A 13,031-nucleotide genomic window follows, 5' to 3' on the forward strand; every position below is an offset into this window, starting at 1 on the left:
GACTCGACCTTTGCCCGGCTCGCGGCTTCAATCCGCCGGCTGCAGTCGGCCGCGCGCCCGCTTCCTTGCCCACGGCCTGGAGACGAACAGTGCGAGCCTGATCAGCAGCGGTACCGTCGTCGGCCGCACGAGCCGGGCATCATACCCCGCGAAGCGGCGATCGTTCTCCTGCAGGCAGAGCTGCATGAGGTCGCGCGCTCCAAACTCGATGGGGCTGAGGGCGCTCGCCCCCTTCACGGTGAAGTTGCTGTTGTCATGCCGCGCACCCTCCTTGGGCCCCATGCCGCGCGCCATCCCGATCCGGTCGCGGGCGATGGCCAGCCAGACGGTCGCGATGCGGGCCTCGAAGAAGGGGCGCCGCCACCACGGCATTTTCGCGCGATGCCAGGCCAGCCAGTTGGCGAAGAGCAGGATGTGGCGGCATTCCTCCTGCATGACCGGCTCGAAGGTCTCGACCAGCTCCGGCGGAAAGAAGCCCGACTGGCGGGCCAGCTCGAACAGGCCGAAAGCGAAGAAGCTGTCGATGCATTCCGAGAAGCCGGTGAACAGATAGAACCATTCGACATCGCCCGGATACTCGTAGGCGGGCTCGGGCGCCAGCGCGATGCCATAGGCCTCGACCAGCTTCGACAGCACCTCCTTGTGGCGGTTCTCCTCCCAGGCATTGAGCATGATCGCCGCCCGCATATCGGCATCGGCGACGGATCGCGCGTAGGCGGCGAAACGCAGCCGCGCCCGGCCTTCGGTATGGACCGCGATATCCCAGATCGGCAACGACGTGAGGCGCTGCAGCTCCTCCGGCCTGAGTTTTGGCCAGGCGATGACCGAAGGCCGGTAGGGATTGAAGGTCTCGCGGAACATCCGGCAGACCTCGCGCTTGTGCTCCTCCGAGCCCGGCCGCAACGCACCGGCATGATTGCTGGCCCAGGAACGGGAGATCCGGTCGACGTCGTCGAGAGTCGATGGTGTCGCGGGCACAGACGGAAAGCCGGGCGGCGAAAAGCCGGAAAACAGCGCTTCGGTCGCAGCAAGTTCATCGCGTTCGATCATCGCCCTCGCAATCCTTCGATCCCACGCCGGCCTTTATACCGGCTGCCGCCATACATAGTCTCTTTGCGGCAGTTTTGCGTCATGGAACGCCACGGACAAGATGCATCGGTGGCCATGTCTCGGTCGCAAATGGTATGCGAAGGCAAACCGAAGAGGACGACCGTGACATTGCCGCTTGAAGGAGTTCGCGTCATCGAGGTGGGCCAGGCGCTGGCGGGCCCCTTGGCCGGGGTGCTGCTCGCCGACATGGGCGCCGACGTGATCAAGGTGGAAAAGCCGGACGGCGGCGATGATGCCCGTATCTGGGGCCCGCCCTACGGGCCGGACGGCGTCACGTCGCTCTATTTCTACGGCCAGAATCGCAACAAACGCTCGGTCACCCTCGACCTCAAGGCGGCCGCCGACGTCGAGGCGCTGCACCGGCTTTGCGAGACCGCCGACATCCTGATCCAGAACCTGCGGCCAGGCGTTGTCGACGAGATCGGCATCGGCCCCGAGGCGATGCTGAAGCGCCATCCGCGGCTCATCTACTGCTCGATCTGGGCCTTCGGCTACCAGGGACCGCTCAGGATGAAGCCGGGCTTCGATCCGCTGCTGCAGGCCTATGGCGGCATGATGAGTGTCACCGGCCGCCCGGACGATCCGCCGACCTTCTGCGGCGCCTCGATCAACGACAAGGCGACCGGCATGTTCTGCACCATCGGCGCGCTGGCGGCGCTCAGGATGCGCGACCGCACCGGCAAGGGTTGCCTGGTCGACACCTCGCTGTTCGACTCGGCGGTGCACTGGGTCGAAGGCCAGCTCAACGGCTATCTGGAGACCGGCGTCCTGCCCAGGCGCCACGGCACCGGCGGCGCCGTGATCGTACCCTACCAGACCTTCGACACTGCCGATCGGCCGCTCTGCCTGGCGCCCGGCAACGATCGGCTGTGGGCGCGCTGCGCCAAAGTGCTCGGCCATCCGGAATGGGCAGCCGACCCGCGCTTCGCGAAAAGCGCCGCGCGCGTGCAGAACAAGGAAACGCTCATTCCGATGATCGCGGCGGCGATGCGCGACCATCCTCGCGCGCATTGGCTGGAGGCCTTCGAAAAGGCGGGCGTGCCGTGCAGCCCGGTGAACGACATCGGCGAACTGGCCGCGACCGAGCAGCTCGCCGCGTCGGACCTGGTGCATCAGCTTCCCGTCCGGCCGGGAGAAACCAGGGCGCCGCGCGTGGTCGGCCTGCCGATCTCCTTCGACCGCCAGCGGCCGCACTCACCGCGGTCTGCGCCCAAGCTCGGCGAGCACAACGACGAGGTGCTGGGTTAGCGGATTGTCGAAGGAGAGCCGGGCCCTGGAGCCCTGGCCTATCCGTTTTCTTGCCATCTAACCCAATGGCATCATCTTCGCAGGCACCGCGGATGGAGCCCGTGAGCCAGCTTACATGTCACGCCCGGAGTCCGCGCAATCAATTTGTGCTCATCTCACTGTGTACAGCACCTTTGCGCAAACGGTTTGGCCTTCGACGCTGGTGATCACCCCACCCTGCGCTGCGCAATGGCGGCCCTGCACATCGCTGCCGCCTGCCAGGAAAATGAACACCCCAATCAGCGCCACCAGCAGCATTGCCAGCAATGCATCGTTCCGCGTGACCCTTCCCACAACCGACTCTCCTCGCTCATGCGATCAATCACATTTCTCCCGCCCCAAGACCGGACCCCAGAAATCCAGTTGCAGTATTAATGCTTGTATTTTGTGATTCGCGCAATGGTTAAGCAACGATCTTGTCCACAACCAGTGATAGAATATCATACGGTCGCGGGCGGCGCGCGACGGGACGCCGAGGCGCCATCCTTGCCGCGCTACGTGAGCGCTTGGCGAGAAGGGGTGGATTGCGAAGGATTTGTGATCGGGCACGGCTTTCAATACGCTGTCGGCCGACGAAGGGTTCTGTTCGTTGGCAGAGAATGGGCGTCGTTGCATCCGGGAAAGGGGGGAGCAGGATCGACAATCGCCCATCGGGATAAGGCTATGGCAAGCATGCAGCGCCGCCTTGTGGCCATCGTTCATGCCGACCTCGCCGACTTCACCCGCATGATGGAAGGCGCGGAAACCCTCACCTTTCAGCATCTCAAGTCGGCGACAAGCGACGTGTGGCGACCCGCGATCGAAGCCGGCGGTGGCCGACTGGTCGGCATCGTCGGCGACGCCATGCTCGCCGAGTTCGGTTCGACGGTGGCGGCCGTCACAGCGGCAATCGACATTCAGGCGCGCATGACGCGGTTCAACGAGACACTCGAAGAGAGCGAGCGCCTGTTGTTCCGCATCGGCGTTCATGTCGGCGAGATCATCGTCGATGAGGACCAGAACATCTTCGGCGACGGCGTGAATCTCGCCGCCCGCATACAGGCGCTTGCCGAGCCTGGAGGCATCGCCGTTTCCCGCACGGTGCGCGACGTCGCCGAACTGCAGATCGATTGCGCCTTCGTCGACGGCGGGGAGCATCACGTCAAAAATGTCAGCCGCCCTGTCCACATCTATCATGTGCGCCGCCAGACGGCCCTTTCCGATCCCACGGCGCCCATCCTGCCTCAAGCCACGTTGCGCTTCGAGGGCGCCGACTTGATCGGCCACAAATACGGCTTCGACCTGGCGCTCGACAAATTGTCGACCCGACCGCAGGGAGCGGTCATCGGCCGCGCAGTCGATCAATGCGAGCTCGTGCTGGCACATAGCACCGTGTCGCGGCGGCACGCGCGCCTGAGCCTTGTCGGGGAAGCGCTGCAGATCGAGGATTTGGGCTCGACCAATGGCACTTCCGTGGATGGCGCGCCTGCCCGCGCAGGCGCGCCGGTGCCGGTTCAGGTCGGTTCCAAACTCAGGATCGGCGAGGTCGAACTTGTGGTTCGCCCCATCGCCTCCCGCTCGACGGAACAGTAGGCCGGGCGGCCGCTGCGGAAATAACTACGGCCGCAGCCCGCGCACGACGAGGGCGTTGAGCCGCCGCGTGAAGGCGGCCGGATCGGCGGGCACCTCGCCGTCGAGGATGTAGGCCTGGTCGAGCAGCAGGCTGGCGATGTCGCCCACCTCCTCCTTACGGTCGGCGATGCGCGCCGCATCGAGCGCCTTCACGAGCTCGTGCCGCATGTTCAGCTCCAGGATCGGCTTCGCTCCGCTGCCGCGATTCTGGCGCGCGAGCAGCCGCTCGAGCTCGCGGTCGCGCCCCTGGGCGCTCGCCACCAGGCAGGCCGCGCTCTCCGTCAGCCGCTGCGAGGCGCGCACCTCGGCGACCTTGTCGCCCAGAGCCTCCTTCGCCGCCTTGACGATCTCGACCTCGTCTGCCGATGGAGCCTTCTCCTCGTCCTTGTTCAGGAGCGGAATGCTGCCGAAATCGACATCGCCCTGGCTCAGGGATTTCAGCGGCTTTCCCTCGAACTCCTGCGGCATCATGGTCCAGAAGGCGTCGATCGGATCGGTGAGCAGCAGCACCTCGATGCCGCGCGCCCGCGCCGCCTCGAGCTTGGGATTGGAGCGCAGACGTTCCGCGCTCTCGCCGGCCAGATAGTAGATCTCGGTCTGGTTGGGCTTGAGATCCGCAACATATTCCTTAAGCGAACGCGGCTTGTCGCCGGCCGTCGAGCTGAAGCGCGCGAGGGCAAGCAGCTGGCTGCGGCGTTCGTGATCCTCGTAAAGCCCTTCCTTCAGGACCGGACCGAAAGCGCTCCAGATCCTGGCGTAGGTCTCGGGTTCCTTTCCGGCCGTGCTCTCGAGCTCGCCGATCACGCGGCTGGCGAGGCCGCTGCGGATCTGTTTCACCTGCGGGTTGTTCTGCAGCATCTCGCGCGAGATGTTGAGCGGCAGGTCCTCGCTGTCGACGACGCCGCGCACGAAGCGCAGATAGGCCGGCAGAAGATCGGCGTCGTCGGTGATATAGACGCGGCGGACATAGAGCTTCACGCGGCCCTTGCGCGCGGGGTCGGCCAGATCGAAGGGCGGCGTCGAGGGCACGAACAGCAGCACGGCGTAGGACTGACGGCCCTCCACCTTGTAGTGCAGCGTGAGCGCCGGTTCGTCGAAGGCCATCGCGATCGAGCGGTAGGCCTGCTTGTAGTCGTCGGCCGTCACCTCCGATTTCGCGCGCTGCCAGAGGGCGCTAGCGGCATTGACCTGCCGGGCGGCATCCTTGTCGTCCACGAGCTCGATTGGAAACAGGATATGGTCGGAATAGGTGCGGATCACCCGTTCGAGCTCGAACGGCTGCAGATAGCGCGCCGCATCCTCCTTGAGGTGCAGCACGATCTCGGTGCCGCGCGGCACGCACTTCGCCTGCTCCTCGTTCGCCGGCGCCACTTCGAAGCCGGCGCCACCCTCGGAGCGCCAGACCCAGGCCTCGGCCGTACCGGCACGGCGGCTCGTCACCTCGATCCGGTCGGCCACCATGAAGGCGGAATAGAAGCCGACGCCGAACTGGCCGATCAGGCCCAACCCGTCCTTGGCTTCCTTCAGCCCCTGCAGGAAAGCTTTGGTGCCCGATCGCGCCAGGGTGCCGAGATTGTCGATCAGCTCCTGGCGGTCCATGCCGATGCCGTTGTCGGTGATCATGAGCGTCTTGGCGGCGGTGTCCGGCCTGATCCGGATGACGAGCTTGTCGTCGCCGGCCAGCAGCTCGGGCCGCGCGATCGCCTCGTAGCGAACCTTGTCGCAGGCGTCGGAGGCGTTCGAGATCAGCTCGCGCAGGAAGACGTCGGTCTCGGAGTAGACCGAGTGGACCATCAGGTTCAGGAGCTCCGCGACCTCCGCCTGGAATTGATGCGTCTGCGTGGTTGTCGTGTCCCCGTTCATTGTGTTTCAAGCCCGTGTGAATTGCCGGCGGTGGATATAAGACCTCCATCGACGGGGGCAAGTGGCCTGTCGCCGCGTCACGACGTGATCGACAAGGGCGGCGCGGGCTGCAACCCTTGGCCAAACGGCTGAAACATCCGAGGACGTCATGGGCGAGAAGACAACCGGCAAGAATCTGCGCATCAACGGCGAGCGCCTGTGGCAGAGCCTGATGGAAATGGCCGGGATCGGCGCCACCGACAAAGGCGGCGTTTGCCGGTTGGCGCTCACCGATCTCGACCGACAGGGCCGCGACCTGTTCGTGCGCTGGTGCAAGGAGGCCGGCTGCACGGTGTCGGTCGACCGCATGGGCAACATTTTCGCCCGCCGGCCGGGACGCGACAATTCCCTGCCGCCCATCGGGACCGGCAGCCATCTCGACAGCCAGCCGACCGGCGGCAAGTTCGACGGTGCCTACGGCGTGCTGGCCGGCCTCGAGGTCATCCGCACGCTGAACGACCTCAACTACGAGACTGCCGCGTCCATCGAGGTCGTGGTCTGGACCAACGAGGAGGGTTCGCGCTTCGCGCCGGCCATGGTGGCGTCGGGCGTGTTCGCCGGCGTCTTCGACGAGGAGTACGGCCTGTCGCGCCAGGATCTCGACGGCAAGACCATGGGAGAGGAGCTGAAGCGCATCGGCTATGCCGGCGACCTGCCGGTCGGCGGCCGCAAGTTCGGCGCCTTCTTCGAGGCGCATATCGAGCAGGGTCCGATCCTCGAGGCGGAGAAGAAGACCATCGGCATCGTGCAGGGCGCGCAGGGCCAGCGCTGGTACGAGGTCACGCTTACTGGCCAGGAGGCGCATGCCGGCCCGACCCCGATGCGCCGCCGCAGGGACGCGCTGCTCGGCGCCGCGCGGATCGTGCACGAGGTGAACCGCATCGGTCTTGCCCATCAGCCCCATGCCTGCGCCACCGTCGGGCTGATGCAGGTGAGCCCCAACTCGCGCAATACGATTCCGGGCAAGGTGTTCTTCACCGTCGACTTTCGCCATCCCGACGACGCGACGCTTTCGAAGATGGACGCCGAGCTGCGCGCGACCGCCGAACGCATGGCGGGCGAGATCGGCCTGCGGCTCCAGCTCGAGCAGATCTGGTATTCACCGCCGATCGCCTTCGACAAGACATGCGTGGCGGCGGTGCAAGCGGGCGCCGACACCCTGGGCTACGGGAACATGCCGATCATCTCGGGGGCGGGTCACGATTCGTGCTACATCGCCCGCGTGGCGCCGACGGCGATGGTGTTCGTGCCCTGCGAGGATGGCATTTCCCACAACGAGGTCGAAAACGCCACGCCGTCCGACATCGCGGCCGGCTGCAACGTCCTGTTGCAGGCGATGCTGAGCCGCGCCAATGCCACCTGACGCGATTGCCGTGGCCGACGCTCACTGTCGGCTGTCAATCCGAGCCTTTGAGGCCGATCCGCTGCTCCCGACCGCCGACGGCGTGCGCGAGCCGCAGAACCGCCGCGTCGTGATCGTGATCCAGTAAGGGCCACGCACAGGAACGAAAAAGCCGCCCGAAAGGGCGGCTCAGGCCGCTGACAAACCCCGTCGATTTTTCAGCGGGGTTTTTTGTTGATGGTGTTGGAATTTGATCGGATCAGGCCGGAACGGGGATAGGCGCCATTGCGAGAGCGATTTTCTTGATGTTCTGGGCAGCGGCAGCCAGCAAGCACTGGCAGGCCACGGCGAGGAGACCACGGAAGCGGGCATAGCGGTGGCCGTGGAGTTGCTTGGCATCAGCGAAGGAGCGTTCGACCGTCTCCTTGCGTCGCTTGTAGATGCGCTTGCCCCAAGGGGTCAGCCGATGAGCGTCGGTGCGCTCGCGAACCTCGGCCCAGACATGACGGGTAATCAGGCGCGTTGCGTTGGCGCTGGACGTACAGGAAGCGAGCAACGGGCAGGCTCTGCAAATGGCCGGATCGCTGGTGTAGTGTCGATATCCGGTGCGATCGGTGGTGGCGTAGGTGAGAAGCTGGCCCTGCGGACACCGATAGCCATCCACCTCTGCCTCATAGTGGAAGGCCTTGTTCGGCATCATGCCGGATCGCGGCGGCGTCGGTCGGCGATAGCCGATCACGCCCAGTACACCGCGCTCCTCCAAGCCCTTGGCAATGCCAGTGGTCGCATAACCGGCATCGAGGCCGACGGCGCCGACATTGAAGTCGAAGCGGCGGCGTTGGCGGTCGAGGCGGCCGAGATACACGATGGAATCATGCACGTTGGCGGGCGTCGCATAGGTGTCAGTGATGATGCCCAGGCGACCATCGACCGTGCGGTGGTCGAGATAGAAGAAGCCCTTCGGCTTGCCGTCACGCACCATGTAGCCGCTCTCCGGATCGGTGCGTGAGACCTTGGTCTCCTTCTCGATCGGCTGGCGCGCTTTGTCCTTCAGCGGCTTCTTGCCGTGCGCGGCACGATCCTCCCCGATCGCTGCATCAAGCGCATCCCAATAGTCCGAACGCGACTTGGCGACCACGGCAACGTCATAGCGGTTCTTGTTGGCGTTGGCCTTCAGGTGCGTCGAGTCGGTGTACAGCACCGTGCCATCGACCAGGCCGTGACGGATCGCCTGCTCCACGATCGCATCGAAGATGTCCTGCGCGACCGACGTGTCGTTGTAGCGCCGGCGTCGGTTCTGCGACAGCGTCGAGGCGTCGAATACCGGATCGGTCAGCTTCAGCCCCAAAAACCAGCGATAGGCGATGTTGACCTCGATCTCGCGCACCAACTGCCGTTCGGAGCGGATCCCGAACAGGTAGCCAATGAACAGGGCCTTGAACATCGCCACCGGATCCAGCGGCGGGCGCCCATTGTCGGGGCAGTAAAGCCCCGCCACACGCTCATGGATAAACGAGAAATCGATCACCGCTTCAATCTTGCGGAGCAGGTGATCCTTCGGAACCAGACCCTCGATCGCCACGAGTTCGAGTTCGATCTGTTGCGGTAGCGCCTTCTTCAGCATACCGCCTTGAATCAAAAACCCCTGGCAAATGCCAGGGGTTTGTCAGCGGTCTGAGGCGGCCGATAGGCCGCCTTTTTTGTCGTCGATCTCGTTCAGCACTGCAACAAGACGGCGGTACCAGCCATCCACCGTAGTGGCCGACACGCGGCCCGATTTCTGATACAATTGCAACCAAGTTGGTCGCGATGATCCTTGTGTGCCGGGTCCGGCTCGCTCAGATTGGATAGGCTTTCAGGAGCGCACGAAATCGTGACGAAAATGCTGCCGGCCCTCGTGGCCGCCGGAACCGCTCTGATCACTACCGCGATGGTGCAGGCGGTGTATGCGCTCTGCTGGTTCGGACGCTATCTGCTCGGCGGCACGGCCCCTGCCTACGACTGGGCCGGCGCCTTCATCACCTCCGGCATCGTCACCACCGTGGTCCTGCTGGCGAGCCTCGTCACCCTGCGTCTCATGGCGGCCCGGCCGTCCGAAGAGATGTCCAGGAACGACCAGCCGGCCGGACCCGATGCCCTGCCCGTGTTCCGCATCGCCGGCAGCCCGGAATAGCATCCCGCCAGCGACGATATCCGCCTTCCGGTCACTCCGCCGCCGACCAGGCGGCCGACCGACGCGCGCCGGCAAGTCGAAACACCAGGAAGCCGACAATCACGAGGTTCAGGAGATTGAAGGCCACGCCGACGCCGAAGGCCGGGGCATAGTAACCGAAGTGGTCGTAGAGGGCGCCGGCGAACCAGCTTCCGAAGGCCATCCCGCTCATCGCGGTGAACAACGTCAGGGGAATACGCCACGAGGCCTCGGCCGCGGGGAAGAGGTCGCGGACCGCCACCGAATAGGACGGGATGATGCCGCTGAAGCCCATCCCGAAGGCCGCGGCGATGGCGAACAGGCCGACTTCGTCCTGGGTCAGCAGGAAGCAGCCGATCGCCACAGCCTGGCAGGCCGACCCGGCCATCACGGTGCGCAAACCGCCGATGCGGTCGGCGAGCGCGCCCCAGGCCTGACGCGCGAGGAAAGCCGCCCCCAGCATCACCGACAGCATGGCAGCGCCGTGGGTTGGCTTGATGCCGATGTCACCGCAGAACGCCACGAGGTGCGAGGACGGCAGCGACATGGGGATGCAGCAGCAGAAGCCGGCGAGGCACAGCAGCGCCTGCAAGAGGTTGGGATGGAGGCTCGCAATGCGGTGCTGGCGGCCGGCCGCTGCCGCTGACCGCGCCGCGCCGACGGCAGGGCGCACGGCAGGAGCAAAGCCCGGCACGGGCCTCAGCATGACGGTGGCAGGCAGGATCAGCGCCAGCACGACGCCGGCATAGGCGAGCATCGCCATCTGCCAGCCGAAGCCGTCGATGGCGCGCTCGAACAGGGTCGGCCAGGCGACGCCCGCCACATACTGGCCCGAAGAGATCAGGGCGATCGCCGCACCGCGCCGTCGCTCGAACCATCGGCTGACATAGACCAGGAGCGGCGGATAGACGCCGCCGTTGCCCAACAGGCCGATCATCAGCCCGTGGCCGACATAGAGCGCCCAAATCGTGCCCGTGGACGAGAGCGCCAGCCCACCGGCGATCATGCAGGCGCCGATCATAACCGTGCGGCGAACGCCGATGCGATCGGCCAGCCAGCCCATCAGGATGCCGCCCGCCCCGGTGCCGACCCAGACCAGCGAGCCTGCGAGCGCCAGCAGGGAACGGTCGGTACCCAGTTCCGCCTGCATCGTCCTCATCCCGACCACGATCAGGAGCGGCGAGCCGTAGGACACGGACAGGATCGCAAGCGTCAGCCATGCCATTCGCCACGAGGCGCGACTGTCGAGGCCGGCTGCGGCCTGAGCGCCCGCGGCGCCGGTCCTCTTCGTCCCCTCGTTCGACATTTCCACCCGTTCCGGCCCGGCTGCGGCGGGCTCCGGATCATTATGCCTTCGGATGGCGAGGGTGCGCAGGCGAATTCACATATATGGCATGCAAATAGCGGCGTTGGCCTGCATCGCCGATCAGCGCAGTCCCCTTTGCGCCCGTGCCGGCTCACGCGGCGGCCACGGCATCAGGGTGGCCTGCCGGCCTTCGTCGCGCAACGCAACGGCATCCGCCTGGCGCTCGATCCACCCGGCTTCTGTTCCCCAGATCAGAGCAGGTTCCAGCTCCCGTACCCCGACCCGCAGGCGCCGGGCGACGACATCGAGCAGCACGCCCGAGCTGGCGTTGCCCGTGAGCGCCTGCAGCTCGACGCAAAGGCGGCGCGCCAGCGCAACGGCATTGGATTCCTCGAGCGACCCGGCAGCGCGAGCAGCACGAGCTGGCGAAGTGGACATCGAACCTCCGGTGCGGCTGACAAGGGGACACGCAGAGAATGTGACGACGGTCGTTGCGTTCCCAGCCCTCGGGAAGTTTTCCGGCCTGTGGCTTGCCGGCAACACCAAGCAGGATGGCGGAGGTCAACCCCAGCGCGCTTGCGCCGCACGCCGATTGGAATCAGTGCTCGCGACCGTGGCCGCACGCGCCGTTTCGTCCTCGACGGTTGGTCGAGATTGTGCGTTGCGCTTCAGAAACAGGCGGAACGATGCTTTGCGCCGCTGCATGGCGAGAAGCCTGAGCGTTTCCACCTCGGCATTGACGCTGCGCCCGAGACTGCGGCTGTCGGTCTCCTTTTCCATACTGTTGTAACTCCGCAACGGGGCGAAAGGTTGCGGATTTGTCACTCGATATCGGGAACCTTCGGCTCCGGCAGTGTCGGCAAAGAAAAGAAAGGCCGTCCCGGTCGTCGATCGGGACGGCCTGACATCACCTGACGTCAGTTGCGCATGTAGCCTTCCAGCTCGTTCTCCGCCCAGGCGATCGTCTTTTCCATGGCTTCGCCGCGGAAGTAACGGACAGCCATCTGGGTCTGCGTCGCCTGGGTGTAGATCCGCTCGCCGATGGAGTGAGGCGCCGGCGCGCCCGCGACCGACAGGATCTGCTGGTGGTACGGATCCGGATAATGGAACAGCGTGCCCTTGGGCGGCTCCTCCTCGGCCCACACCTTGAACTTGGTGAGCTTTTCGAACGAGGGCAGATCGTAGCCTCCGCTGGCTTCGACCATCTTCTCGGCCGATGACGCCTGCGACAGGTGCATCAGCAGGCTCTTGGCCGCGGACACGTTCTTGCTGAAACCCCAGATGCCCCAGAAATAGGGCGTGAAGGGCGCGAAGCGGCCCTTGGGCCCCTTGGCGAAACCGTGCGTCCAGCACTGCTCGGCGACCTTGGGCGCGTCGCGCTTGGCGACCGCCCAGGCGCTCGGCGGGTTCATGATCATCGACGCCTGGCCCGACACCAGGAACTTGTTGTTCGAGGCGTCATCCCAGGCCGGCACGTCGGGCGGCAGGAATGCCATCAGCTTCTTGTAGAAGTCGAGCGCCTCGCGCACCGCATCGCTCTTCACCGTGATGTTGCCCTTGGCGTCGACCAGGTCTGCCCCGAAGCCGTGGAAGATGGCGCCGGCCGAGTCGACATTGTCGGCCGTGGTGCCGAGGCCGATCCCGAACGGATGGCCGCCCTTGTGACAGGCCTCGGCCGCCTTCAGGAAGGTGTCGAACGTCCAGTTGTCGGCCTTGGGCGGCGCCCCTGCGGGATACATCGCCTGCACGTCGAGGCCGGCATATTGCTTCATGTAGTCTATGCGCGAGCACGGGCCCTTGATCTGGCTGCCGACGGTCGCCGGGATGGCGATCCACTTTCCTTTGATGTGCCCGAGGTACTCGACTGTCGCATTGACCTTGCCATTGGTCTTGATCAGCTCGTTCATCACGTCGTCGACCGGCGCGAGCTGGTCGGCGTAGCGCGACGGCAGCCAGGTCGATTGCGCCAGGATGTCGTGGCCCGACCTCGCCTGCGATTCGGCGGCGCCGGTCAGCAGGAGCTTGTTGCCCTGCGAGGTGATGAAGTCGATCTGGACCTCGACCTTCTCCTTCTCGGCCCACTCCTTCACCAGCTTCTCCGTGGCACCGTTCGCGCCCGGCACCCAGTGATCCCAGAAGCCCATTGAGAGCTTGCCCGCCGCGTGGGCGCCGCGCACGAACGGCGCGGCGATCAGGGTAGTCGAGAGCGCGGCCGTGCCGGCCGCAAAACGACGACGACGAATCTTGGTTGAAATCATGTATTCCTCCGCTGACTGGTCTTC

At 65.4% G+C, this 13,031-nt stretch carries 12 protein-coding genes; 4 read left to right on the forward strand and 8 right to left on the reverse strand.

From position 1 onward, the window contains the following. Positions 1–27 precede the first annotated feature (27 nt). Positions 28–1,050 carry a hypothetical protein gene (locus OJF58_RS05885; RefSeq protein WP_300782549.1) on the reverse strand — a complete coding sequence of 341 codons (1,023 nt, stop codon included), beginning with the start codon at positions 1,048–1,050 and terminating at the stop codon, positions 28–30. Positions 1,051–1,212: 162 nt separating this feature from the next. On the opposite strand from OJF58_RS05885, the gene OJF58_RS05890 reads away from it, so the two are divergent. Continuing rightward, positions 1,213–2,358, forward strand: coding sequence for a CoA transferase (locus tag OJF58_RS05890; RefSeq protein ID WP_300782551.1), 1,146 nt, complete (start codon positions 1,213–1,215; stop codon positions 2,356–2,358). 150 nt (positions 2,359–2,508) lie between these two features. Here OJF58_RS05890 and OJF58_RS05895 read toward each other — a convergent pair whose 3' ends face one another. Next, the gene (locus OJF58_RS05895) at positions 2,509–2,664 is read right to left on the reverse strand and encodes a hypothetical protein (protein ID WP_300782554.1); all 156 of its coding nucleotides are present in this window, start codon (positions 2,662–2,664) and stop codon (positions 2,509–2,511) included. Positions 2,665–3,060: 396 nt separating this feature from the next. Here OJF58_RS05895 and OJF58_RS05900 point away from each other — a divergent pair, with 396 nt between their 5' ends. Continuing rightward, a complete protein-coding gene (locus OJF58_RS05900; RefSeq protein ID WP_300782557.1) occupies positions 3,061–3,969 on the forward strand; it encodes an adenylate/guanylate cyclase domain-containing protein in 909 nt (302 codons plus the stop codon). Between the two features lie 24 nt (positions 3,970–3,993). On the opposite strand, the gene htpG is transcribed toward OJF58_RS05900, so the two are convergent. Continuing rightward, on the reverse strand, positions 3,994–5,871 hold the full coding sequence (gene htpG / locus OJF58_RS05905) for a molecular chaperone HtpG (RefSeq protein WP_300782559.1): 1,878 nt from the start codon (positions 5,869–5,871) through the stop codon (positions 3,994–3,996). Between the two features lie 148 nt (positions 5,872–6,019). Here htpG and OJF58_RS05910 point away from each other — a divergent pair, with 148 nt between their 5' ends. Beyond that, positions 6,020–7,273 carry a Zn-dependent hydrolase gene (locus OJF58_RS05910; protein ID WP_300782562.1) on the forward strand — a complete coding sequence of 418 codons (1,254 nt, stop codon included), beginning with the start codon at positions 6,020–6,022 and terminating at the stop codon, positions 7,271–7,273. 238 nt (positions 7,274–7,511) lie between these two features. Here OJF58_RS05910 and OJF58_RS05915 read toward each other — a convergent pair whose 3' ends face one another. Continuing rightward, on the reverse strand, positions 7,512–8,876 hold the full coding sequence (locus OJF58_RS05915; RefSeq protein ID WP_300778177.1) for an IS1182 family transposase: 1,365 nt from the start codon (positions 8,874–8,876) through the stop codon (positions 7,512–7,514). A 249-nt stretch (positions 8,877–9,125) separates the two neighbouring features. Between OJF58_RS05915 and OJF58_RS05920 the strand changes: the two genes are divergently transcribed. Beyond that, positions 9,126–9,425, forward strand: coding sequence for a hypothetical protein (locus OJF58_RS05920; RefSeq protein WP_300782565.1), 300 nt, complete (start codon positions 9,126–9,128; stop codon positions 9,423–9,425). Positions 9,426–9,456: 31 nt separating this feature from the next. On the opposite strand, the gene OJF58_RS05925 is transcribed toward OJF58_RS05920, so the two are convergent. The 4 genes from OJF58_RS05925 to OJF58_RS05940 all read right to left on the reverse strand — a co-directional run bounded on the left by OJF58_RS05925 (position 9,457) and on the right by OJF58_RS05940 (position 13,007). Continuing rightward, on the reverse strand, positions 9,457–10,749 hold the full coding sequence (locus OJF58_RS05925; protein ID WP_300782566.1) for an MFS transporter: 1,293 nt from the start codon (positions 10,747–10,749) through the stop codon (positions 9,457–9,459). 120 nt (positions 10,750–10,869) lie between these two features. Further along, the gene (locus tag OJF58_RS05930) at positions 10,870–11,187 is read right to left on the reverse strand and encodes a hypothetical protein (protein ID WP_300782568.1); all 318 of its coding nucleotides are present in this window, start codon (positions 11,185–11,187) and stop codon (positions 10,870–10,872) included. A gap of 123 nt (positions 11,188–11,310) precedes the next feature. Next, entirely contained in the window at positions 11,311–11,529 is a 219-nt protein-coding gene (locus OJF58_RS05935) for a hypothetical protein (protein WP_300782569.1), read from the reverse strand. 137 nt (positions 11,530–11,666) lie between these two features. Next, positions 11,667–13,007 (reverse strand): extracellular solute-binding protein, encoded by a 1,341-nt coding sequence (locus OJF58_RS05940; protein ID WP_300782572.1) that lies wholly within the window; start codon positions 13,005–13,007, stop codon positions 11,667–11,669. Between the last annotated feature and the right edge of the window lie 24 nt (positions 13,008–13,031).

This window comes from Enhydrobacter sp., assembly GCF_030246845.1.
Taxonomy (GTDB): Bacteria; Pseudomonadota; Alphaproteobacteria; order Reyranellales; family Reyranellaceae; genus Reyranella.